This is a genomic window from Acinetobacter sp. X9, assembly GCF_054889255.1.
On sequence record NZ_CM142679.1, the window covers coordinates 296,025 to 318,921 of the forward strand.

Genomic DNA, 22,897 nt, shown 5'->3' on the forward strand with positions numbered 1-22,897 from the left:
AGCCTAAGGGCTGGTTTTTTTATTTAAGGATTTGGAAATATTAATTATTAAATTCGCCTCGTAAATCAGCCCACATCAGTGACGGAACGACCGTAATCACGTCGAAGGTCATGGCAAATGGATAGAGCACCATACGGGTCGCCTTTTTCAAAGGATGTTTTTTGGTAATTTTATTTTCCTGTTGCAGGATAATCGGATAGGGTTGCGCTAAGGTTTTCTGGACCTTTTTAGCTTCCTGTGATTGATAAAGCTGGCCTTTAAAGAAAATATTGATATAAGGATAAGGTGCCGTTTGTTGATTTTGAATGATATCGAAATTTTGTCTAAAGGCGAGAGACTTTAATAATTTTTTTTGCGAGTCATTTAAATCAACCATACGCGTGTTATAGCGTATTTGTAAAACACCATGAAAATGATTGGGATCATCCATGGTCAGTACCAGTGGGGATGGACTGGTCAGACTTCGTTGGTCTGCTGGGATTGCATGAAGAAGTTTTGATAGCTCAGCGCTTCCCTCGGTCATTAAATAACTAAAATCTTGACCTACAAAGACGATCCCTTGTTCTTGCTGGTTTTGAACAGCTTGTCCTAAAGCAATGATTTGATCTTTTGCTAAAATGATTTTCTCGGTTTTTGTGGTTTCGTTAGGTAAAGCTTCTGAAAGTAATGTCGTGGCACAAGCACTCAAATTTAAACAGACGACAACGAGTAGGGTGGAAAATAGTTTATACATTGCAGGAACTCAAACAGGAAATTAATTTTTCTAAAGAAAAAACTTTTTTAAAACAGCGATAAATTAACCAAAAATCATTTTGTAATTTTATTACATTGCTATCGCTTGCTATAGTGACTTTGTGCAATTTACTGTCATGGTGTACCGTTGCCACGTTCTACAGTTTTTATGTCCGTCTTGTTTAGTTTGCTTATATTCCAAAGCTTATGGAATGTGGCAGCGGCATTTTGCGTGCATAAAAATCAGGAAAAGACATTACAACATTTCGGTCATCATGCAGATTTAAATGTATATCAATCTTCAGACCATATGCAGACTGAACATGTGGGTATTGTAGAAAATTCTGAGAATGCTCCATTAAGCTGGCAAGATCATCACGATCATTTACCTTCATGTTTTCATGTAGTGATGACTGAAAATGCACAACAAGCTCAAGAACCTTTTGTGCGTGTACATGAGCTTTCACAAATCTATTACTGGTCTAATTCTTATCAGTCTCCGTATCTTGGCTCTTTAAATCCCCCTCCTGTCTTAACCCTGCTATAGGTGGGGTAGCCGAAAAATAACCCACCAGAAATTTATTTATTTCAAAGGGTTATTTTATGCTTAATTATATGTGCAAACAAAGCGCAGCAATCTTCTATGTAGATTACTCGCTTAAACATTCACGTCTTTATGTTAATGACAAGGCGGGATATAAGGTTCTGTCAAATCTTTCGGGAAAACAAAAATATCATTTTAATGAGTCGGTTATCTCATCTCTGATGATTCACAGTGATGGAGGTTTATGGAAATGAATATTTTATTTTCCCCCCGTGTTAGAACTGTGAGCTCCCGAGTGATTGGGCTGATTTTAGCTATTATTCTTGCTTTAAGTTTTAGTAAATGGCATTTCCAAGCGGCATTTATAGAACATATTTTATGGTTCTTTGGATGGTTTTTTGTGGGCATCGGAGTAATGGGAAGAATATGGTGCAGTCTTTACATTTCCGGATTTAAGAATGCCAAGTTGGTGACAGACGGTCCCTATTCTTTATGTAGAAATCCACTCTATCTGTTTAGTTATCTGGGTGGAGTCGGGATCATGTTGATTACAGAGACGTTTATCTTTCCAATAGTATTCACGCTTTATTTTCTCTGTTATTACCATTTTGTTATACGCCAAGAAGAAGCATTCCTGAGTGAAAAATATGGAACTGCATATTCAGATTATATAAAGACAATTCCACGCTTTTTACCAAGTTTCAAAAATTTTAAAGAGCCTGAGTTCTATCAGGTTTCACCGAAGCATTTCCGTATTTTTTTGACGCAGGTGGTGTGGTTTATCTGGGTTGCGGCCTTAGTCCAACTTTTTGATGAGTTGCGACTGCACGGTGTTCTCCCTTCATTGTTTAGTTGGTTCTAAAAATGAAATGAAAGTATATCCGCATGCTTCTTAGAGACTCAGAAGATTTGTCCTGAATTGATTAACTAAAGCATGCGAAAAATTAATTTTATTTCTGGGCTAAGCCCTTAAATAAATTCGGAATATTTAGATCTGGTGATTATTATGTCTATTAAACTAAATACAAAATCGGCTTTGATGGTTTTACTTCTTTCAACAAGTTTGGCTCATGCTGATGGAGGGTTAATATTCCTCGAAAAGAATATTAAGTCTCAGCAAGAAACAAAAGCTAAAGCTGAAGAAAGTAAGAACCCTCATTTAACTTGTAAGCGTAAATAATTTCTTTTGTAGGAAACTAATTAATTAATAATTAGTTTCCTATGAGTAAAGATAAAGATTCTTAATGATTTATTCTTATCTTTACTCAAGCGAGATTAGAATCATTTCTATACTGCTACTTATAGATGTAATTTTATTACATGCCCACTGCCTGCTATAGTGGCTTTGTTCAACTTCTTAGTTTAATGGTGTGCTGTTGCCACGTTCTGCACTTTTCATGTCCGTCTTATTCTGTTTGCTTATATTCCAAAGTTTATGGAATGTGGCAGCGGCATTTTGCGCCCATGAAAATCAGGAAAAGGCATTACATCATTTTGGTCATCATGCAGCGTTGAGTTATGAAGCTTCACAGCATAGCCATACGGAAAAGACAGATATCGTAGGGACACATAAAGCTCCTTTAACCTTGTCTGATCATCATGACCATTTACCTTCATGTTTTCATGTTGTGATTGTAGAAGCACAAGAAAAAATTATTTCGCCGTTAATACAGTCATCTGAGCCAAAACAACAATATTATTGGTCCAATTCTTATAAGTCCCCTCATATTTCTAAACAAGACCCGCCTCCTGTTTTAACCCTGCTATAGGTGGGGTAGCCGAAAAATAACCCACCAGAAATATTATTTATTTCATAGGGTTAATTTATGTCTATTTTTTTATACGAAAAACGTTTCGTTAGTCTGAGTACGTCTTGGATATTTAAATCATTAGTTGTTGCTGTTGCACTTTCAACTGGTGTCGTAACAAACGCAGCCAGTTCAAATCAGAACCTTGCTGAGAATACACAACCACAGCGTGTACAGAAGGTTTTAACGTTTGAACAGGTGCTCGATCAGGTTAAGCAGTTTCAGACTCAAACAGGAATTTGGCAAACTCAACAAGATATCGCCGAGAGCAATATCAAACAGAGCCAGCTATGGGAAAATCCGACGGTTTCTGTACAGCAAACGGGTTTTAAATCTGGAAAAGATCAGGAATTAGAACTTGGGATCTCGCAAAAACTAGATATTTTTGGTGTACGTTCCGCAGCAAAAAAACTAGCAAGTGTTCAGCAAAATCAAGTTGAGTTAAATCAGGTTTTATATGAGGCTCAACTGAAGCTGGCGGTAAAATATTTATGGTCACAAGTATCTATTTTAGAGCTTGAACATGAAGTTGCTAAAGCCCAGTTAAGAACGAGTAAGAACCTTTTAGATGCTACCCGCTTACGCTTTCAGGCAGGCAGTATTGCTCAGGTTGATTTAGATCGAACTCTCATGACGCATGTTGAAAATCAGCGTTTATATCAGGAAGTTGAATTATCACTGAGTAGTGCTAAAAGAAAATTGGCTAACTTATGGGGTGAGACAGAAGATAACTTCACATTACGTCCAGATATAAAAAGTGCATGGCCTTTAAAAAATGAAGGTGATATCGATCAATATCTAAAACAGAATTTGTTAGAACAGTCCCTGCGGCTTCAAGCAATACAACAAAATTCTGAAATTAATTATTTAAAGGCAAAAAATCGGCCTACGCCTACTGTAAATATGGGCGTGGTTCGTAGTAAAACCGCAGAAACGAGTAGTACCGAAAATCAGATTCGAGTAGGTATTGCAGTTCCTTTAAATATTTTTAATCGCCAGCAATATGCACTCAAAGTTGCTCAAAGCAAACTCGATTTAATTGACCAGCAGCAAAGCTTTTATAAAAAGCAAAGCGAGAATTCTATTCGTACTCTACAGTACGAGTTAGCGGGTTTAAAGCAGCAATATAATTTAATGAATGAGCAGCAAGTCCCTTTATCAGAGACGGTACAAGAGAAAATGTTGCTTGGCTTTAAAGTCGGTAAATTTGCAATTACCGATGTTCAGCAATCTACCCTTCAATTACAAGAACAACGTTTGAAGAAAGTTCAACTCCTTAAATCTGCTTGGCAAAAAGCAATTGAGGCAGAAAGTTTAGCTCTCGGGATCGATCCAAATATGGTGATGTCTGGAGATGCATTAAATCAAATTAATCAAAATTTATGGCAAGACACCTATAAGTTGCCGACAGTTGGAGGGGCAGAGTAATGTCAGTTAAAAAAATGAAAAACCAATGGCTTATTGCTCTTTTATTGCTGATTGTCTGCCTTGCTTTAAGTGCTTGGTTATTTTTCTCTGGAAAAAAACAGCCTAATACTGATGAAGGTGAAGAAGAGCATGCAGAGGGTGAAGTTGGTCATGAAGAATCTGAAAAAGAGGAAGGCAGTTTAAACCTCACGTCTAAGCAACTGGTTGAATATGGAGTGAAGTTAGAGCAAGTAGGACGTGGAGAAGTTGAGCAGAATCTCTCGTATCCTGCCAAACTTGTTGTAAATACAGACCAGCAAGCACATGTCTCTTCAACTTTTTCTGCACGAGTAGACAGCGTAAATGTTGCGCTGGGACAACAAGTTGAAAAGGGGCAGGCACTTGCGACTTTATTTGTGCCGGATCTAGTCGATCAACAAGCTAACTTAAGCATGGCACAAGAAGCACTGACATTAGCCCAGCAAGATTATCAACGTGAAAAACAATTGTGGGAACAAGGGGTTTCAGCACGTCAAGATTACCAGCGCGCTTACAATGCTTATCGTCAGGCACAGATTCAGGTGCAGGCTGCAAATAGCCGCTTATCTGCTTTGGGAGCGAATCGCTCAAGTAAAGGTCGATATGTTTTAACTGCACCTTTAAGCGGTGTAATCAGTAGTAAAGATATTGTCATTGGTGAGCAAATTGGTCCTGAAAAACAGTTATTTGTTATTGATCGCCTAGATCAGTTATGGGTTGAATTTGTGCTACCAAGTGCAAATACCAATATTCAGCCTAATCAGGAAATTGAATTTAAATCACTGCAAACGAATAATATTTTTAAAGCACAGGTACAAAGTTTAACTTCAGAAGCAGATACTCAAACTGGTCGTCTACAGGTTCGTGCCAAGGTACTCACACCTTCAAAAGAATTACGTCCTAACTTAATGGTCAATGTGTTACTGAAACAAAATAATGCAGCGACTGTATTACGAGTTAACAAGACAGCGATACAACAGATTGATGGCAAGAATGTCGTCTTTATTGCAAAACAAGAGAAGGACAAAATTCATTTTGCTCCTGTTGCAGTTGAGTTAGGTAATTATTCTTCAGATGCACACTGGGTAGAGGTTAAATCTGGAATTACTGAAAAGCAGCAATATGTGACTCAAGGTAGTTTCTTGCTCAAGTCCGAACTTGAAAAAGGGGAGGCTGAGCATGGACATTAATAAACCTGATTTGCCAAAGGCTGAAGGTTTGTTTGATCGAATTATTCAGTTTTCAATTAACAACGCCATTTGGGTCATGATGTTTGTCATTGCTTGGATTGGTGTCGGAATTTATAGCTACCAAAAACTTTCAATTGATGCCGTGCCTGATATCACCAATGTACAGGTACAAATCAATAGTCAGGCTAATGGCTTTACTGCGCCGGAAGTTGAGCAAAGGATTACTTATCCGATTGAAAATGCCATGTCTGGTATTCCAAATCTGGAACAGACTCGTTCAATTTCCAGATATGGCCTTTCTCAGGTCACGATTATCTTTAAAGATGGCACAGACATTTACTGGGCAAGACAGCTGATTAACCAGCGTTTACAAGAAGCAAAGAGTGCTTTACCAGATAGCATTGATCCGCAAATGTCTCCAATTTCAACTGGACTCGGTGAGATTTATCAATGGGTTGTAAAAGCAGAGCCAAATGCTAAAAAGGCAGATGGTTCAGCCTATAGCGCGATGGACTTGCGCGAAATTCAGGACTGGATTATTCGGCCCCAGTTACAACGCGTACAAGGAGTGGCAGAAGTTAATAGCATTGGTGGATATAACAAAACCTATGTGGTCTCTCCAGATCTGACACGGTTACAACAGTTGCAAATTCCACTCACTGATTTACAGGATGCGCTTCAAAATAATAATGAAAACCGTGGTGCTGGATTTATTGAAGAAAATGGCCAGCAACTCACCGTTCGTGTTCCCGGTATGCTGACGTCAATACAAGATATCCAGAACGTTACGGTTGCCACTAAAAACGGTTTACCCATACGGGTTGCAGATGTTGCATCAGTATCGATTGGTCATGATTTGCGTACGGGTGGTGCTACCTATAATGGACAGGAAACTGTTTTAGGTATCGCCATGATGATGATGGGTGAAAACAGTAAAACCATTGCCAAGGCGATTGATGACAAAGTTCAGGAAATTCAAAGATCACTCCCTCAGGGCGTTGTGATTGAAACAGTCTATGATCGTAGTAGTCTCGTAGATAAAGCAATTAAAACAGTAGCTAAAAATTTAATTGAAGGGGCGATTTTAGTCATCGTTATCCTTTTTATTTTTTTAGGAAACTTTCGGGCCGCTTTGATCACTGCGTGTATTATCCCATTGGCAATGCTTTTTACCTTAACAGGGATGGCAGAACAAAAAATCAGTGCCAACCTGATGAGTCTGGGTGCTTTGGACTTCGGGATCATTGTTGATGGAGCAGTTGTTATTGTTGAAAACTGTATTCGGCGTTTGGCTGAAGCACAGCATTTAAAAGGTCGTTTATTAACACGTTCAGAACGTTTCACGGAGGTCTTTCTAGCCGCTAAACAAGCACGACGACCATTAATATTTGGTCAGATCATCATTATGGTCGTGTACTTGCCAATTTTTGCTTTGGCAGGCGTAGAAGCAAAAATGTTCCATCCTATGGCAATGACCGTTGTTTTAGCGTTATTGGGAGCAATTATTTTATCCGTGACTTTTGTTCCAGCAGCTGTTGCTTTGTTTGTTACAGGTGAGGTGAAGGAAAAAGAAAGCCGCTGGATGATGTCACTGAAAAAAGGTTATGCAGACTTACTCGATAAAGCATATGCCTTTCGATATGTTGTTGTCACAGCAGCGGTCAGCATCTTAATTTTGACAAGTGCTATTGCAACAAGAGTGGGGAGTGAGTTCGCACCTCAACTCAGTGAGGGTGATTTTGCACTACAACTCATGCGTGCACCGAGCACAGGCATAGAAGAGTCACTTAAGATTCAGGAGAATGTGGAAAAGCAGTTACTGAAAGCTTTTCCCGAAATTAAAGCCATTTTTGCAAGAACAGGAACAGCCGAGGTTGCTACCGATGTCATGCCTCCTAATATTTCCGATGGTATTGTTCTATTAAAACCACACGATCAATGGCCAAACCCTAAAGAAACGATAGATGAATTGCGTACCAGAATGCTGCAATTCGTGAATCAGATTCCTGGTAATAACAGTGAATTCTCGCAACCGATTGAACTACGTTTTAATGAACTCATTTCAGGTGTACGTAGTGATATCGGGGTGAAAGTTTTTGGGGATGATATGCAGGTCCTCAATCAGGAAGCGGAAAAAATAGCCCAACAGCTACGTAGTATTCCAGGTGCTAGTGAAGTCAAAGTTGAACAGACTGAGGGTTTACCACTACTGAATGTAGATGTTGATCATGCACTAGCTGCTCAATATGGATTATCAGTCAAGTCTATTCAGGATATTGTCGCTGCGAGTATTGGAGGACAGAGTGTAGGTCAAATTTTACAGGGTGATAGACGTTTCGATTTTGTGATTCGTTTGCAGGAAGACATGCGTACGCCTCAGCAATTAGCTCAGTTACCTATTCGCTTACCAAACGGCGGTCTGATCCAGTTACAAGATGTTGCCAAGGTTGAGAATATTCTGGGCCTTGCTCAAGTGAGCCGTGAAAATGGCAAACGCCGAGTGATTGTGACAGCAAATGTGCGTGATCGTGACCTTGGGTCTTTTGTACAAGAGATGCAAAGCAAACTGGCGCAGCAAAAGCTACCTAGCGGTTATTGGTTGGGTTATGGAGGACAATTTGAGAATCTTGCTTCTGCCACTGCAAGAATGCAAATCGTTGTGCCGATGGCGCTCATCATGATCTTTGTATTGCTGATGGCGGTATTTAGTAACTTTAAAGATAGTTTACTTGTATTTAGCGGGGTTCCTTTCGCTTTGTCCGGTGGATTAGTGGCTTTATGGCTGAGAGATATTCCGCTTTCTATGTCTGCTGGAGTCGGGTTTATCGCTCTATCAGGTGTTGCGGTATTGAATGGTCTGGTAATGCTCACATTCATTAAAGAGCTAAGAGCAACTCTAGATGTTCATGCTGCAACTTGGAAAGGTGCTGTACTGCGATTACGCCCTGTATTAATGACGGCATTCGTTGCTTCCCTCGGTTTTATTCCAATGGCTTTGGCAACTGGAACGGGTGCAGAGGTACAACGACCTTTGGCAACGGTAGTAATCGGTGGCATTATTTCATCTACGATACTAACACTGGTTTTATTGCCAGTCATTTATCGATGGATGAATGAAAGCAAGACGAATAAAGTTGGGCATTCATAATGTCATCGATTTGAGATATCTTTTTTGATGCAAAAGTTTGAGTCAGAAAAGTATTTGAAACAGGTAAAGGTAAACATGAATTCATGGTTACTTTTACCTCACCATAAAGATAAATAATAAGGAGTCCGCAAAATGGGTGGACAACATGGTCATGACCATAGTCATGCTGTAGTGACTGAAGGTAATGCCAAGAAATTAACGATTGCCTTGGCGCTTACTACGACATTTTTAATTGTTGAGGTTATTGCAGGTTTAATCACACAAAGTCTGGCTTTGCTCTCTGACGCTGCGCATATGTTTACAGATGCAGCTGCTTTGGCAATTGCTCTGGTCGCAATTCAGATTTCAAAACGTCCCGCTGATAATAAGCGTACTTTTGGTTATCAACGCTTTGAAATTCTGGCTGCTTTATTTAATGCACTCATGCTGTTCGTGGTGGCAATTTATATTTTATATGAAGCCTATATCCGATTCTCTAAGCCACCTGAAATTCAAAGTGTGGGCATGCTGGTTGTAGCGACTATTGGTTTGGTAATTAACCTCATCTCAATGAAAATCCTGATGTCGAGTGCCAATAACAGCCTAAATGTGAAAGGTGCTTATTTAGAAGTATTGAGTGATGCACTAGGTTCGGTAGGCGTTATTATTGGTGCAATTATTATTTACTTCACTAATTGGTACTGGATTGACACGCTTATTGCTGTACTGATTGGATTTTGGGTGCTGCCAAGAACATGGGTTTTACTTAAGCAAAGTATTAACATTTTGCTCGAAGGTGTACCCGAAGAGGTCGATATTGAGAAGCTACGTGCAGATTTACTTTCTTTAAATGGTGTTGAGAGTATTCACCAACTCAAAGTGTGGGCGATTACGTCTAAAAACATCCATTTAACCGTGCACTTATTTGCGCCAGAAGCTGACCGTACCAAGTTGTATCAAGATGCTGTTGAAATGCTTTCTCATGAACATGGTATTGGTGAAGTGACATTGCAAATTGAGGACGATGCCGAGATTAATTGCCAGCATATTGCTCAGCATGCTTCGCACAAACATGATGATGCAGACAATACACATTCACATCAGCATTAAGCTGATGTGAACAGTTTTTTTAAATTTCCCATTCGTTATTGCAGTCACGGCATTTCCAGTGTTTTTGTGACTGCATAAATGCTTGCATAGACAGTTTAAAATCAGGCAAATCACGCCAGAACATAAAACCTGCCCCTACAGTAACCACAAATGCAACTACTGTTGCGATTTGAAGAGAACTACCTGCACCATTGCCAAAAATCCACATAAAGATGCTAATGACTACTAACAATAAAAGCACAAAAATTGCAGGAATCAAGATAACCAGACTTTTAGGAACGACAGGTTTTGCGCTGTTCACGCCTTGGCTCACAGGCATAATTTTAACACTTTGACATTTAGGGCAACGATATTGCATGAGAACTCCACATTTAGTTTGAATCTATTCTAACGGAAATGTGCAGAAAGAAAAAAATTTGTAAGATATCGATGAAATGCGTTGAGTTAGCAGAAAAATTACTTATGAATAAACAAAGAAATATAAAAAACAGATGATTTATCCGTACACATAAAAATTAAAATAATATTGTAGAGCATGCTAATCTACAGAAAAATGAAGTGTGATTAGCACAATAAATGAGCTTAAATACTCGAATAGGATGTGGGATAAATATAAAAAGGAGAGAGGGACTTGGGTCAACAAGATGACAATAAGTCGCAGCCTACAACGACAGCATCGGTTTTAGCTACCCCAGATACCGCTAAACCGTCATTATCTCGTCGATTACTGCATAAGACATTGCAACATGCCCAAGATGCAGTTGGGTTTGCTAGCGACACGACACGTAATATTGCAGAGGTTGCTGATGCTGCTTTGGACGCGCTCGATCAAGTAACTACTCATACACGACGTGGAGTTGTCGGAATGACAAATCTGGCAGCAGGCACGGTAAGAGATATGGTGTCTGAAACCAGTGAAACAGCACGCCAAGTCGCGTTGATTATGGCGCGAACTTTTTTGGGCAAAAGTACCTTAACGTTGTACTTACCCGAAATGTTATTAAATAATCAAATTCGTAAGCGTATTGATCGCTCAGAAATTGATGATATTAAAATCAAGTGCGGCAATGACAGTTTCCAAGTCGAGATCGATGGGCATTATCATCGCTTCATGTATCGTTTGAGTTTGGATTTTAAAGTATTGGAATGCCGTATTGGGCAGGAAAAATTCTTACGCTTGCGACAAATGGATGAAAGTCTCGATGTGCAGATTCGACATGGCGGTACCTTGTCAAATTGGGCTGTGCGCCGTATTGGTCGAGTTGGTTTCGAAGTGGTAAATATGTTGCCTATTCCATCACTTATTAATCATTTGATTGGTGATATTCCCGGAATCCAACGCGATGGCCACCGCATGTGGTTTATTGACCTAGAGCAAGCAGGATTTATTGACTTTATTAACAACCGTTCATGGATGGTTGAAAAGCTTTTAAGTTTGACTGATTTTAGTATTTTACCGGGCTTGAATATTTTGAGAGAAAGTCGCGAGCTTGTGCAGCAGTTAGTCGATCAGTTTGAAATTAGAGGACTACGAGTGCAGTCAGGTCGCCTTGAAGTACAAGTGGGAATTGCGGGTTGATAGAGTATATAAAAAAGCTAATCATTGATTGGCTTTTTATTTTTTAGGCAAGAAAAAAGCCACTGACGTTATGCAGTGGCTTTTTAGAATTTGGCGTCCCTACGGGGATTCGAACCCCGGTTACCGCCGTGAAAGGGCGATGTCCTAGGCCTCTAGACGATAGGGACTTATATGAGGCATACATCTGAAAAAATATTGGCGTCCCTACGGGGATTCGAACCCCGGTTACCGCCGTGAAAGGGCGATGTCCTAGGCCTCTAGACGATAGGGACGTTTCAGAGGTGGGCGTATATTAGGTCGATTTAATAAAAGTGTCAAATAGTTTTCTGAAGAAATATTAAAAAAAACAGTCAAGCGATTAAAAATAACTCAAATTGTAGAAAATATATACATTTAGCCCTCATTTTTCTGAAAAGGCTCAATAATTGCCTTTATGACCGACGGATGTTGTAGATACCCTAAAATCTCATGAGGTTGGTTGGCGAAAGTATAAATTTTCTGATTAATAATGGCAGGTTCAAAATTAAATGGGGCTTCACACAATGGAAATGCAGTCAAAAAATCATCCTGAGAGTAAAAATTAAACCAATCACCGTAAATACATGGCGGTCTAGAAATTGGACTCGGGAGCTTACTTTGAATTACGCGAAAAGATAAAGGAGAAGCTAAGGTGACAAAGCGTTTAACCGAAAAGTGATAAGAGGGATCAGATAATAATTGAAAAGCAATAACTGAACCGAGAGAGTGTCCAACCACAACATAATCTTCTTCTTCTCGCATTTTCTTTAAAATTCTTTGATGTACTTCCTCCATAAACTCTGGATTAGATAGATACATATAGGTTTCGATGAGGAATTGTTGAATCAAACTTTCATGCAGTTTAGGAAAGTTATTTAATAAAACAACTAGTTCTTTCAGTACACGATCTTTAACTAATTGAGAAGTGAGATAAAGCCGTTCTGAGAAGCTTTTATCAGTTTGATCGGTTGAGGGACGTAACAACGGAACAAATGGAGTGTGCTCTCTAGTAGGAGGATTACTTGGGTGTACGTTAATAGGGAAATAATTATTAAAAAATGATTTAGGTAATAACGTGTTAAGGTCTAATTGGTTACTTAATTGGTATTTGGTCATTAAGTCGCCATAAAATGGCATGTGAATATGAAGATCGCGGACATTAACTTTGCAAGGCATTTGTTTCAGGCCGAGCTTGAATACTTTTAACCAATGCTCTTTCAAGCGATGTGCTGTGTAGTTTTGTTGATTCATCCCGTGGATAAATATAATTTTCATTCTATACAAGATTTTGTTTTTAATATAAATTTTAATCTACAACGGTATGTTGTTTAAAACCAGTATATAGGCAAAAAAAAGTGTAGCTTTTTGCTACACTTTAATTGAATAACGACTGGTTTAGTCTTTATTACGATAAAAAATAAAATAACTGACATAACATAAAGCTGTAAAAATAAGACAGCCTACAAAACCAGCGCGCATTTCAGGGTCTGCTGCCATACTCAAGCAAGTAATGAAACAGAAAACAAAACCTAAAATTGGCACAATAGGGAATAAAGGCGCAGCATATTGTAAGTCTTTAACTGTATGACCTGATCTATACCATTGGCGGCGGAAATTGAACTGACTTAAACAAATGCTCATCCATACGATGACCATGGTAAAAGCAGCTACACCCAGCAGATTCTTAAAAATAGTCTCAGGTGCAAATTGCTCTGATAATAAACCTGGAATTGCACCGAACATAGTTACAACTAGAGCTACGATTGGCGTTCCACTTTTTGATAAAGTCGCAAACACACTAGGTAGTAATTTTTGTTCTGACAGAGACCACATCATACGTGAAGCTGCATATAGGCCAGAATTGGCTGCTGAAAGCAGAGCTGTGATAATTACAAACCTAATAATGTCATCCGCATATGGAATGCCAATATAATTAAATACCGTCACAAAAGGACTGCTACTTACACCGTCACCGCCTAAACCTGCAAGTTGGAAAGGAAGTAAGGCGCTAATGACAATGATGGTACCCACAAAGAAAATAAGGAGGCGCCAGATCGCGGCATTAATCGCTTTTGGTACATTTTGAGCCGGATCTTTTGTTTCGCCAGCTGCTACACCAATTAATTCGGTTCCTGAGAAAGCAAAGTTAACAATTAACATGGTCGTAAAAATAGGAATTAAACCATGAGGGAACCAGCCTTGAGCCGTAAGATTGCTAAATAGTGGAGCAGTCTGGGCACCATGGAATGGAATTAAACCAAAAATTGCTAATAGGCCGAGCACAATAAAGGCAATGACAGTAACGACTTTAACAAGAGCCAGCCAAAACTCAGATTCAGCAAAAATACGCGTTGAACTAATATTTAAGCCAAAGATAGTAACTGCAAAAATAATTGTCCAAATCCACATAGAAATCTGTGGAAACCATTCTTGCATGAGTAGGGCTGCGGCAGTGAATTCGGTTCCAAGCGTTGCAGTCCATGTGAGCCAGTACATCCAAGAAATCATATAGCCAGTACTTGGACTGATATATTTTTTGGCATAGGCACCAAAAGAACCTGAAACAGGCATGTGTACAGCGAGTTCTCCTAGGCAGAGCATGACCATGTAAGCGATCGCGCCACCAAGAATATAGGCAATAATTGCGCCAATAGCTCCAGTTTGTGAAATGACTTCCCCTGAACCTAAAAATAGACCAGTTCCGATCGCTCCGCCCAGTGATAACATCACAAGATGGCGAGTGCTCATGGCTCTTTTTAAAGGTGCAGTACTGTTCTGATGCTGATGAGCATCTAGTTGATTGTCAGATGGCTGCATATTACACATTGAGAGAATTAAGAAAGACGCTATTTTAGATAAAATAGACAAATGTGCAATCTAGAAAGAGATAAAGAATAAACAGTAAGGTGACGATAGAGTCTTTTTATAATTTTTAAAGCAGAATATGGCGTCCCTACGGGGATTCGAACCCCGGTTACCGCCGTGAAAGGGCGATGTCCTAGGCCTCTAGACGATAGGGACTTGATGAGGCAAACACAAAGGAGCGTGGTGGAGTCAAGCGGGATCGAACCGCTGACCTCTACAATGCCATTGTAGCGCTCTACCAACTGAGCTATGACCCCAGTTTGTGTGAGCGCAATCTTAGGGTGAATGTGCTCACACGTCAACAAAAAAATGAATTAAACTTCGCTAGTTGCGTCATTTTTCGGCAATTTTAAACTCTCATTGAGTTTTTCCCAATTTTTAACTTCTTTCTTGCTTGGTCCGCCTACAATTTCTAGGGCATGACGTAAGCGAGCGAAAGTTAAATCAGGTCCAAGCGTAACCATTGATTGCATCACTGGGGTCGAACTCGTTGAACCGGCGATTGCAATAAAGAACGTTGGCATGAAATCACGTAATTTAATGCCCATCTGATTCGCAAGATCCATCAGGGTTTGGCTAACGGTGTCATTATTCCAAGTAAACTGACCTTCAAGACGCCAAATTGCAAATTGTAAACTTTGACGAACTTGCTCTTGAGTCAATTTTTTACTTTCAAACATTTCAGCAGTAATTTGTGGCATATGGTTAAAATAAAAACCAGCCCAATTTACAGCTTCTGAAAGTAAATTAATACGTGGTTGAATAGCGGCAGCAATGTCTTCTAAAGTGTTGCGATCACTCTTCCATGTTAATAAACGGTCTAATAATTGACCTGGAGTTAACCCTTTGATCCATTGACCGTTAAGCCAGTTCAGTTTTTCAACATCAAAAATTGGTCCACCTAGTGATACACGCTGAATATCAAAGTTGTCCATCATGTCTTGTAATGTGAAAACTTCTCTTTCATCCGGCATTGACCAACCCATGCGGCCTAAATAATTTAATAAGGCTTCAGGTAATACACCGATGTCGCGGTAGTAGTTAATTGATGTCGGGTTTTTACGTTTAGATAGTTTTGATTTATCAGGGTTACGCAACAGTGGCATATGGCAAAGTGTTGGCATTTCCCAACCAAAATATTGGTAAAGCAACTGATGTTTCGGTGCAGATGGAAGCCATTCTTCACCACGCAATACATGAGTGATTTCCATTAAATGGTCATCAACAACGTTAGCCAAGTGGTAAGTTGGTAAACCATCTGTTTTTAGAAGGACTTGCATATCGACTTGAGCCCAAGGAATTTCAACTTCTCCACGTAGCAAGTCGTTAAATTTACAAACACCTTCTTCAGGCACTTTCATACGAATGACATGAGGTTCACCTGCTTCAAGACGTCGAGTCACTTCTTCTTGAGAAAGTTTTAAACCGCGGCCGTCATATTTTGGTGTTTCGCCACGTGCCTGTTGTTCAGCACGCATTTGATCAAGTTCTTCTGCTGTTGCGAAACAGTAAAAAGCATGACCTTTTTCAACAAGTTCTAATGCGTATTGCTTATAAATTCCCATACGTTCAGATTGGCGATATGGCGCATGTGGGCCACCTACATCTGGACCTTCAGACCAATTCAGACCTAACCAACGTAATGAATCCAAAATCATTTTTTCAGATTCTGGTGTAGAACGAAGTTGGTCTGTATCTTCAATCCTTAAAATAAATTCTCCGCCATGTTGTTTCGCAAAACACATGTTAAATAAAGCAATGTAGGCTGTGCCAACATGAGGAAAACCGGTAGGGGAAGGTGCAATACGAGTACGAACTTTCATAGATAATGGGTCAGAATAAAAATTGAAACTATTATAACGAAAAAGCCCAGTATTCTGACGTTTTATTTAACGTCAGTCTGGGCTAAGACTGAAACGAAGAGGGGATGTTTCAGATTTTAAGAAGTATGCGGCTGAAAGATTGCCTGAACAAAACGTGAAAAACGTTCGTGTTGTGCAGCAAGAAAATTTTGGGTTGGAGTAACGCGAATAGTATTAAGAACCTTAAGCTCATCATTTGTAGAAGGTAACACGATAGGGTTACGTTTCTGCTGATCTAAAGCTTTTTCAATAAGCGAAGTTTGCTTATCTGAACCTGTTTTGTTTGGAGTGTCTTTAAGTACTGCTGCTGCAGAAAACTGTGATGCTAAACCCAGCACCAAACTTAAGCTTAAAGCTTTTCCATAATGAATTTTCATTGTTAATCATCCCCTCTGTTCATTACATTTCATCTATTTTTTGAGTTTAACAAAATGTAAAATTACGGTAATGCTACGATTTAAACATAAATATTAATAAAAAAGTGGAACTGTGTCACACTTTTTACAAAATTTACCTATATTTTAAATTGGTCGACTCAAATGTAGACCATATGTATCCTTTACGCTTCATTATTTAACAAATTAATGTGTAGATAAAGTGAAGGTCCTAAATAAGTTGTAAGAATAATTACAAAATTTTTCAAAATGAAATAACTTAGACATTCTAAGCTATATATCTAAAAAAGATTAATAAAAAATATATAAATATAAGTAATTGATTGTAAAAAATAAAATTAAAAATATAGTTAAACTAAAACGAATGATGGATTTTGTAAATGAAAAAAATATCAATAATAGCTGTCGCTTTATATGTGGGAATAGCGACAACAGCGGCTCAAGCAGCTACCTCTTTTTTAAATGTTTCTTATGATCCGACTCGAGAGTTTTATCAAGAATATAACCAAGCATTTGGTAAATTTTGGAAACAGCGAACAGGGCAAGATGTTGAATTTAAACAGTCACATGGTGGATCTGGTAAACAAGCCCGCGCGGTAGCCACTGGACTTGAAGCTGATGTAGTAACGCTAGCGTTAGCGAATGACATTGATGAGATTGTGAAAGCTGGATTTATTCAGCCGAACTGGCAAAAAGAATTTCCAAATAATTCTGCCCCTTATACGTCAACTGTCGTGTTTCTAGTACGAAAAGGTAATCCGAAAAATATACGCGATTGGAATGATTTAACAAAACCAGGCGTGGAAATTATCACTCCTAACCCTAAAACAGGTGGCGCACCGCGTTGGATTTATCTTTCTGCTTGGGGATATGCTTTAAAACAGCCGGGTGGAAATGATGCTAAAGCTCGAGAGTTGGTGAAAAAGCTTTATCACAATGTAAAAGTTCTAGATTCGGGAGCTCGTGGTTCACTTACGACATTTGCTGAACGTGGCATTGGTGATGTTTTGTTGTCTTGGGAAAATGAAGCTTTGTTGGCGACGAAAGGACCTGATAAAGATAAATATCAAATTGTTTATCCATCAATTTCAATTTTGGCCGAACCATCCGTAGCGATTGTAGATAAAACAGTAGATAAAGATGGAAACCGAACCTTGGCAAAAGGTTATCTGAACTTTTTATATTCACCTTTAGGCCAAGAATTGGCTGCTAAACATTATTTCCGTCCGCGGAATGCTCAAGTGGCTGCGAAATATGCAGCGCAATTTCCAAAAATTAAATTATTTACCATTAATGATGTGTTCGGTGGTTGGGCTAAAGCTCAGAAAACTCACTTTGCAAATGGTGCTATTTTTGATCAAATTTATGATGGCAAGCAGTAAATAAAATGATCTAAAACAATAGTCCCAAAACAAAACTTAGAAGTTAAATATTTATAACGAAAGCAAGCAAACTTAAAAAAGTGAGCTTGCTTTATTTTTTTGCTTAAAAAATGCTAACAAAACGGTTTTATCTATGAAAAATTAATATTTTCCTACAAAAAGCCGTTTGGCGTTGGTCATAAACAAGGTGATAATGTGCAGTTACATTTTTACGCAATGATTTAACACCTATGTCGCATATTTCTGTCTTACTTTTTGAGACCGTTGAGAGCTTATTGGCAGATCGCACAACAGGGGTGTATATCGATGCAACCTTCGGACGAGGTGGGCATACACGTTTATTGCTCTCGAAACTTGATGAAAATGCACGAGTATATGCATTTGATAAAGACCCTCAAGCTTTGGAAGTTGCGGCTGCTTTGGCACAAGAAGACCCAAGATTTACCATTATTCATGCCAGTTTTGCTGATATTAAAGAAAAAATGCAGGAAATTGGTGTGATGAGTGTTGATGGCATTATGGCTGACCTAGGAGTGTCATCTCCTCAACTCGACCAAGCTGAACGTGGTTTCAGTTTTATGCAAGATGGTCCTCTAGACATGCGAATGGATAATTCTAAGGGGTTAACCGCAGCTGAGTGGTTGCTTGAAATTGAAGAAGAGCAATTAGCAAATATTATTTATCAATATGGCGAAGAACGTTATAGTCGACGTATTGCAAAAGCGATTAAACAAGCTGGAAAACTAGATACAACAGCCCAATTGGCAGAACTTGTTAAAACAGCTCATCCAAAATGGGAAAAGCATAAGCATCCAGCAACACGTACATTTCAGGCAATTCGTATTGCTATTAATAAAGAACTAGATGATATTGAAGTATTTTTACCGCAAGCTGTAGACTTACTAAAACCAAAAGGGCGTTTGTCTGTGATTAGCTTTCATTCTCTTGAAGATCGCTTGATCAAACAATTTATTCAAAAAGAATCGACTTTGGCAGAAGATATTGGCTGGGGAATGCCACAGCAACAGGTAGATACAAGAAGGTTAAAGAAAATTTCACGGGTTCGTGCGAGTGAAGAAGAAGTAAAAGCGAACCCACGTTCACGTAGTGCATGGCTTCGGGTTGCTGAACGCTTGGAACAAAAAGGCGCGTAATGAAAAGCAGTGATGAAATTGAAACCACTGAAAATAAAGTGGTGAAAAAAGTTGTGGCATACACCGTATTAGTGGCGCTTGTTTTTATCAGTGCCATGATGGTGGTATTTCAAGTATTTGAATATCGTCATGATTATAGAGAGCTTAGCTCTTATATGCGTGAACGTGATGATCTCAATGCTGAATGGGGGCGTTTGCTTATTGAGCAACAAACCTTCGGTGCAACAGCACAGATTGGTACGCGTGCTGTAACTCAACTACGCATGTTTTCGCCACCTGCTGCAGAAACGGTGGTAATTTCTTTACCGATGACCTCAGAGCAAAATAAGTAAGGCCTTGCTGTATGGTAGATAAGCGAACAAAGCAAACACGGAAAAAACAGCAGTCTATTTCGGAAAAACCAACTCTTGCCTTCGATATGTGGCGGTTTTATCTGCTCTGGGCAACAGTACTGCTCTGTTTTGTTGTATTAATTGCACGTGCATTTTATGTGCAAGTGATTAATAAAGACTTTTTACAAAACAAGGCCAATGCCAATATTTTGCGTACGGAACGTATTGAGGCAATGCGTGGGGTTATTAGCGACCGTCATGGTGTGCCTTTGGCCATTAGTACGCCTATTATGAAAATTGTCATTGATCCACGTGATTACTTTGATACCAAGCATTTATATGACGAAATTACAGCGGAATTAAAAAAAGATCCAAATAATCGTAAGTTAAAACGACAATTACCAGATAAAAACCTAAACCTTGATGAGTTAGCGGATGTGGTTGGTTTAGATCGTGCAGATCTAAAAAAACAGATGAATGCGCGTCCACGTTCTCGTTATTTGGTTTTGAAAAAAGAAGTTCCGCCGCAACAGGCAGATCTTATTACAAAGGGTAACTTCCAAGGCGTTTATGCCGAGAAAACATATAAACGTTATTATCCTCAACCGCAGCCAAATGCTCAGATTATTGGTTTAACCAATAGTGAAGGCCAAGGGATTGAAGGCTTGGAAATGCAGTTGAATAAACAACTCTCTGGGGTAGATGGCGAACAAAAAATTATTCGTGATAAGCGTGGTAACCGCTTAAAGGTTTCAGAGGTTATTCGTGAGGGTGAACCAGGCGAAAACATCACTTTAAGTATCGACTCTCGTTTGCAATATATTATGTACCGTGAGTTGACTGCTGCTGGTGTTGCAAATAACGCTCGTTCGGCGACAGCAATTGCTGTTGATGTTAAAACAGGCGAAATTCTGGCCATGACCAGTTGGCCATCTTATAACCCGAATGATAAAAACGGTTTATCTAATAAAGATGCCATGCGTAACCGCGGTGCGATTGATATGTTCGAGCCGGGTTCTACCATGAAGCCTTTTACAGTTTCTGCTGCACTCGAAACTGGACAATATACCCCAAATACGATTGTCAACACTTCGCCAGGTTCAATGCGTCTAGGCTGGCATACTATTCGTGATACGCATAACTATGGTGCTTTGACTGTTAGTGGCGTAATTATTAAGTCATCAAACGTGGGTTCGGCAAAAATTGCGTTGTCACTTCCTAAGGAAACATTACCAAGCTTCTTTAACCGTGCTGGCTTTGGTAAGCGTTCTGCTGTGAAGTTCCCTGGTGAAAGCTCTGGTTTAGTACTTCCTGTAAGCAAATTAAACTCTTCCCAAATTGGTACCATGGCTTATGGTTATGGTCTAAATGCAACTATTCTTCAGTTGGCGCAAGGCTATGCAATGCTTGCAAACCATGGGGTAAAAATGCCTCTAAGTTTGCATAAACTCGACCAAGCTCCTAAAGGTGAGCAAGTTCTTGCTCCAAAAATTGCTGATCAGGTTTTGCTTATGCTTGAGCAGGTGACGATGCCGGGTGGTACTGCAAAGCAAGCTAATATTCCGGGTTACCGCGTTGGTGGTAAAACAGGTACGGCTCATAAACTTCGTGCAGACCGTAAAGGTTATTCAAATAATGAATACCGTGCTTTATTTGCAGGTGTAGCTCCGATTAGTGATCCTCGTTTAGCGGTTATTGTAGTTGTTGAAAATCCACAAGGCCGTTATTACGGTGGTTTGGTTGCGGCCCCTGTTTTCGCACGCATTATGCAAGAATCATTGCGCTTAATGAATGTGCCGCTTGATAAGCCCCTTGATACTCCAGAACATCCTATTCGCAGGTAAGCTATGTCTGTTTCTTTCCAAGAAATTAATCCCGTCGAGATCGATGCACAGTGGTCTAAACAGCCTTTTCAAGGCTTTAGTTTAGACAGCCGTAAGGTTGCGTCAGGCCAGATCTTTATCGCTTTGACCAGTTATAGCCAACCTGAAAAAACACGCGCTTTTGCTGAGTCAGCTTTAGCTAATGGTGCACTTGCCATTATTAGCGAGACTGAGTTGGGCGTAGCAAATGAGTGGGTGTGTTCTGATGTGCGTCAACGTATGGGTGAATGGCAAGAACGTTATTTACAGCATATAGATCCTGTAGTACCAGTGCGTATTATTGCAGTGACTGGTACAAATGGTAAAACCACAATTTCGCGTCTAGTGGCTGAATTAATTAGTTCACAACAACAGCGCTGTGCTGTGATGGGTACTACAGGCAATGGTATTTTGCCAGACTTAACACCATCAACTCACACTACGCTTGATGCTTTACAACTGCAAAATGCATTGCATGATTATGCAAAACAAGGTGCGACTTTTGCTTCTTTAGAAGCAAGCTCACATGGTTTGGAACAAGGTCGTTTAAATGGTTGTGCGATTGAAATTGCTGTTTATAGTAATTTGAGTCGTGACCATCTGGATTACCACGGCACTTTAGAGGCTTATGCAGAAGCGAAGGCTCTTTTATTTCGTTTTAGCTCTTTAAAAGTAGCTGTTATTAATTTAGATGATGAGCATGCTGCTTTCATGATCAATGCAGCAAAGCAAAATCCTGCTCAACCGAAAATTTTAACGTATTCACTTACTCAAAATACTGCTGATTATTATATTACTGACCTGAGTTATAGTTTAGCAGGAGCGACATTTAATTTAGTGAGCCCGCAAGGTTCTTTTGCTGTGCAAAGTCCATTGTTGGGACATTTTAATGTCGAAAACTTGATTGCAGCACTTATTGCTGCTGAGCAAGCAGGCTTTGATTTGAAAGCATTAGCTACTTTTGTTCCTAAACTGATTGGTGCACCTGGCCGAATGCAAGTTATTCGTGATGGTGAGCGTTTATTTGTTGTTGATTATGCACATACACCAGATGCATTAATTCAAGTGCTTAAAACATTAAAGCGTCATGTTTCTAATCAACTTTGGGCCGTATTTGGGTGTGGTGGGGACCGTGATCGCGGTAAGCGTCCACTCATGACTCAAGCAGCTCTGGATGGCGCAAATCCAGTTATTTTGACTTCGGATAATCCAAGAACAGAAGACCCTGAACAAATTTTTGCTGATATGAAGCAAGGAATCGATTTTTCAGGGCACCGTATGCATGAAATTCATGACCGCCGTGAAGCGATTAAATTTGTTGCACAGCAGGCCCAGGCTGGTGATATTGTTGTAATTGCTGGTAAAGGACATGAAAATTATCAAGAAATTAATGGCGTACGTCACTGGTTTGATGATGTTGTTGAAGTGCGTTCTGCGATAGATGCACAACATCACACTGTAGACGCTGCTTACCCTGCACAATAGGATTAT

21 protein-coding genes and 4 tRNA genes are annotated in these 22,897 nt (G+C 39.5%); 15 read left to right on the forward strand and 10 right to left on the reverse strand.

Annotation, left to right across the window (positions count from 1 at the left end; all coding sequences use genetic code 11):
* Positions 1-40: 40 nt before the first annotated feature.
* A complete protein-coding gene (locus ACYU0V_RS01425) occupies positions 41-733 on the reverse strand; it encodes a YidX family protein (RefSeq protein ID WP_033848938.1) in 693 nt (230 codons plus the stop codon).
* Positions 734-880: 147 nt separating this feature from the next.
* Between ACYU0V_RS01425 and ACYU0V_RS01430 the strand changes: the two genes are divergently transcribed.
* From ACYU0V_RS01430 to ACYU0V_RS01470, 9 genes are all read left to right on the forward strand, one after another.
* Positions 881-1,279, forward strand: coding sequence for a cation efflux protein, CzcI-like (locus ACYU0V_RS01430; protein ID WP_032004912.1), 399 nt, complete (start codon positions 881-883; stop codon positions 1,277-1,279).
* 56 nt (positions 1,280-1,335) lie between these two features.
* On the forward strand, positions 1,336-1,530 hold the full coding sequence (locus tag ACYU0V_RS01435; protein WP_005067033.1) for a hypothetical protein: 195 nt from the start codon (positions 1,336-1,338) through the stop codon (positions 1,528-1,530).
* Positions 1,521-2,138: a methyltransferase family protein gene (locus ACYU0V_RS01440; RefSeq protein WP_017400516.1), complete on the forward strand. Its 618-nt coding sequence runs from the start codon at positions 1,521-1,523 to the stop codon at positions 2,136-2,138. The genes ACYU0V_RS01435 and ACYU0V_RS01440 overlap by 10 nt, the downstream gene beginning before the upstream one ends.
* A 144-nt stretch (positions 2,139-2,282) precedes the next feature.
* On the forward strand, positions 2,283-2,456 hold the full coding sequence (locus ACYU0V_RS01445; protein WP_191113142.1) for a hypothetical protein: 174 nt from the start codon (positions 2,283-2,285) through the stop codon (positions 2,454-2,456).
* A gap of 196 nt (positions 2,457-2,652) precedes the next feature.
* Complete coding sequence (locus tag ACYU0V_RS01450; protein WP_033848935.1) at positions 2,653-3,045, forward strand: cation efflux protein, CzcI-like; 393 nt, start codon at positions 2,653-2,655, stop codon at positions 3,043-3,045.
* Between the two features lie 57 nt (positions 3,046-3,102).
* Positions 3,103-4,512 (forward strand): TolC family protein, encoded by a 1,410-nt coding sequence (locus ACYU0V_RS01455; protein ID WP_033848933.1) that lies wholly within the window; start codon positions 3,103-3,105, stop codon positions 4,510-4,512.
* Entirely contained in the window at positions 4,512-5,720 is a 1,209-nt protein-coding gene (locus tag ACYU0V_RS01460; RefSeq protein ID WP_461848779.1) for an efflux RND transporter periplasmic adaptor subunit, read from the forward strand. The genes ACYU0V_RS01455 and ACYU0V_RS01460 overlap by 1 nt, the downstream gene beginning before the upstream one ends.
* Positions 5,710-8,868, forward strand: a complete 3,159-nt coding sequence (locus ACYU0V_RS01465; protein ID WP_461848780.1) for an efflux RND transporter permease subunit — start codon at positions 5,710-5,712, stop codon at positions 8,866-8,868. Before ACYU0V_RS01460 ends, ACYU0V_RS01465 begins: the two co-directional genes overlap by 11 nt.
* Before the next feature lie 132 nt (positions 8,869-9,000).
* Complete coding sequence (locus ACYU0V_RS01470; RefSeq protein ID WP_044099726.1) at positions 9,001-9,957, forward strand: cation diffusion facilitator family transporter; 957 nt, start codon at positions 9,001-9,003, stop codon at positions 9,955-9,957.
* Positions 9,958-9,976: 19 nt separating this feature from the next.
* Here the strand turns inward: ACYU0V_RS01470 and ACYU0V_RS01475 are convergent, their stop codons facing one another.
* A complete protein-coding gene (locus tag ACYU0V_RS01475; protein ID WP_002117013.1) occupies positions 9,977-10,315 on the reverse strand; it encodes a hypothetical protein in 339 nt (112 codons plus the stop codon).
* Positions 10,316-10,588: 273 nt separating this feature from the next.
* Between ACYU0V_RS01475 and ACYU0V_RS01480 the strand changes: the two genes are divergently transcribed.
* Complete coding sequence (locus ACYU0V_RS01480; RefSeq protein ID WP_002116860.1) at positions 10,589-11,536, forward strand: hypothetical protein; 948 nt, start codon at positions 10,589-10,591, stop codon at positions 11,534-11,536.
* A 91-nt stretch (positions 11,537-11,627) separates the two neighbouring features.
* Here ACYU0V_RS01480 and ACYU0V_RS01485 read toward each other — a convergent pair.
* The 8 genes from ACYU0V_RS01485 to ACYU0V_RS01520 all read right to left on the reverse strand — a co-directional run bounded on the left by ACYU0V_RS01485 (position 11,628) and on the right by ACYU0V_RS01520 (position 16,658).
* Positions 11,628-11,703, reverse strand: a tRNA-Glu gene (locus ACYU0V_RS01485).
* A gap of 29 nt (positions 11,704-11,732) precedes the next feature.
* A tRNA-Glu gene (locus ACYU0V_RS01490) sits at positions 11,733-11,808 on the reverse strand.
* Positions 11,809-11,929: 121 nt separating this feature from the next.
* Positions 11,930-12,829 carry a PGAP1-like alpha/beta domain-containing protein gene (locus ACYU0V_RS01495; protein ID WP_078219795.1) on the reverse strand — a complete coding sequence of 300 codons (900 nt, stop codon included), beginning with the start codon at positions 12,827-12,829 and terminating at the stop codon, positions 11,930-11,932.
* 120 nt (positions 12,830-12,949) lie between these two features.
* A complete protein-coding gene (locus tag ACYU0V_RS01500; protein WP_005067053.1) occupies positions 12,950-14,371 on the reverse strand; it encodes an amino acid permease in 1,422 nt (473 codons plus the stop codon).
* Between the two features lie 128 nt (positions 14,372-14,499).
* Positions 14,500-14,575 (reverse strand) — tRNA-Glu (locus ACYU0V_RS01505).
* Positions 14,576-14,600: 25 nt separating this feature from the next.
* Positions 14,601-14,676 (reverse strand) — tRNA-Ala (locus ACYU0V_RS01510).
* A gap of 57 nt (positions 14,677-14,733) precedes the next feature.
* Positions 14,734-16,242 carry a glutamate--tRNA ligase gene (gltX, locus tag ACYU0V_RS01515; protein ID WP_086264787.1) on the reverse strand — a complete coding sequence of 503 codons (1,509 nt, stop codon included), beginning with the start codon at positions 16,240-16,242 and terminating at the stop codon, positions 14,734-14,736.
* Between the two features lie 116 nt (positions 16,243-16,358).
* Positions 16,359-16,658, reverse strand: coding sequence for a DUF4179 domain-containing protein (locus ACYU0V_RS01520; RefSeq protein WP_198496588.1), 300 nt, complete (start codon positions 16,656-16,658; stop codon positions 16,359-16,361).
* A 398-nt stretch (positions 16,659-17,056) separates the two neighbouring features.
* Here ACYU0V_RS01520 and ACYU0V_RS01525 point away from each other — a divergent pair, with 398 nt between their 5' ends.
* From ACYU0V_RS01525 to ACYU0V_RS01545, 5 genes are all read left to right on the forward strand, one after another.
* The gene (locus tag ACYU0V_RS01525) at positions 17,057-18,058 is read left to right on the forward strand and encodes a sulfate ABC transporter substrate-binding protein (RefSeq protein WP_032004899.1); all 1,002 of its coding nucleotides are present in this window, start codon (positions 17,057-17,059) and stop codon (positions 18,056-18,058) included.
* A 230-nt stretch (positions 18,059-18,288) separates the two neighbouring features.
* Positions 18,289-19,212 (forward strand): 16S rRNA (cytosine(1402)-N(4))-methyltransferase RsmH, encoded by a 924-nt coding sequence (gene rsmH / locus ACYU0V_RS01530; protein WP_002116998.1) that lies wholly within the window; start codon positions 18,289-18,291, stop codon positions 19,210-19,212.
* Positions 19,212-19,544 (forward strand): cell division protein FtsL, encoded by a 333-nt coding sequence (gene ftsL / locus ACYU0V_RS01535; protein ID WP_002116847.1) that lies wholly within the window; start codon positions 19,212-19,214, stop codon positions 19,542-19,544. Before rsmH ends, ftsL begins: the two co-directional genes overlap by 1 nt.
* An 11-nt stretch (positions 19,545-19,555) precedes the next feature.
* The gene (gene ftsI / locus ACYU0V_RS01540) at positions 19,556-21,388 is read left to right on the forward strand and encodes a penicillin-binding protein PBP3 (RefSeq protein ID WP_461848781.1); all 1,833 of its coding nucleotides are present in this window, start codon (positions 19,556-19,558) and stop codon (positions 21,386-21,388) included.
* Between the two features lie 3 nt (positions 21,389-21,391).
* Entirely contained in the window at positions 21,392-22,891 is a 1,500-nt protein-coding gene (locus ACYU0V_RS01545; protein ID WP_461848782.1) for a UDP-N-acetylmuramoyl-L-alanyl-D-glutamate--2,6-diaminopimelate ligase, read from the forward strand.
* Positions 22,892-22,897: the final 6 nt, after the last annotated feature.

Excerpts from the sequence above, each read along its gene's own strand:
- ACYU0V_RS01425 (WP_033848938.1), bottom strand. The coding sequence starts at position 733 with ATGTATAAACTATTTTCCACCCTACTCGTTGTCGTCTGTTTAAATTTG.
- ACYU0V_RS01435 (WP_005067033.1), top strand. The coding sequence starts at position 1,336 with ATGCTTAATTATATGTGCAAACAAAGCGCAGCAATCTTCTATGTAGAT.
- ACYU0V_RS01440 (WP_017400516.1), top strand. The coding sequence starts at position 1,521 with ATGGAAATGAATATTTTATTTTCCCCCCGTGTTAGAACTGTGAGCTCC.
- ACYU0V_RS01445 (WP_191113142.1), top strand. The coding sequence starts at position 2,283 with ATGTCTATTAAACTAAATACAAAATCGGCTTTGATGGTTTTACTTCTT.
- ACYU0V_RS01455 (WP_033848933.1), top strand. The coding sequence starts at position 3,103 with ATGTCTATTTTTTTATACGAAAAACGTTTCGTTAGTCTGAGTACGTCT.
- ACYU0V_RS01460 (WP_461848779.1), top strand. The coding sequence starts at position 4,512 with ATGTCAGTTAAAAAAATGAAAAACCAATGGCTTATTGCTCTTTTATTG.
- ACYU0V_RS01465 (WP_461848780.1), top strand. The coding sequence starts at position 5,710 with ATGGACATTAATAAACCTGATTTGCCAAAGGCTGAAGGTTTGTTTGAT.
- ACYU0V_RS01470 (WP_044099726.1), top strand. The coding sequence starts at position 9,001 with ATGGGTGGACAACATGGTCATGACCATAGTCATGCTGTAGTGACTGAA.
- ACYU0V_RS01475 (WP_002117013.1), bottom strand. The coding sequence starts at position 10,315 with ATGCAATATCGTTGCCCTAAATGTCAAAGTGTTAAAATTATGCCTGTG.
- ACYU0V_RS01495 (WP_078219795.1), bottom strand. The coding sequence starts at position 12,829 with ATGAAAATTATATTTATCCACGGGATGAATCAACAAAACTACACAGCA.
- ACYU0V_RS01500 (WP_005067053.1), bottom strand. The coding sequence starts at position 14,371 with ATGCAGCCATCTGACAATCAACTAGATGCTCATCAGCATCAGAACAGT.
- gltX (WP_086264787.1), bottom strand. The coding sequence starts at position 16,242 with ATGAAAGTTCGTACTCGTATTGCACCTTCCCCTACCGGTTTTCCTCAT.
- ACYU0V_RS01520 (WP_198496588.1), bottom strand. The coding sequence starts at position 16,658 with ATGAAAATTCATTATGGAAAAGCTTTAAGCTTAAGTTTGGTGCTGGGT.
- ACYU0V_RS01525 (WP_032004899.1), top strand. The coding sequence starts at position 17,057 with ATGAAAAAAATATCAATAATAGCTGTCGCTTTATATGTGGGAATAGCG.
- rsmH (WP_002116998.1), top strand. The coding sequence starts at position 18,289 with ATGTCGCATATTTCTGTCTTACTTTTTGAGACCGTTGAGAGCTTATTG.
- ftsL (WP_002116847.1), top strand. The coding sequence starts at position 19,212 with ATGAAAAGCAGTGATGAAATTGAAACCACTGAAAATAAAGTGGTGAAA.
- ftsI (WP_461848781.1), top strand. The coding sequence starts at position 19,556 with ATGGTAGATAAGCGAACAAAGCAAACACGGAAAAAACAGCAGTCTATT.
- ACYU0V_RS01545 (WP_461848782.1), top strand. The coding sequence starts at position 21,392 with ATGTCTGTTTCTTTCCAAGAAATTAATCCCGTCGAGATCGATGCACAG.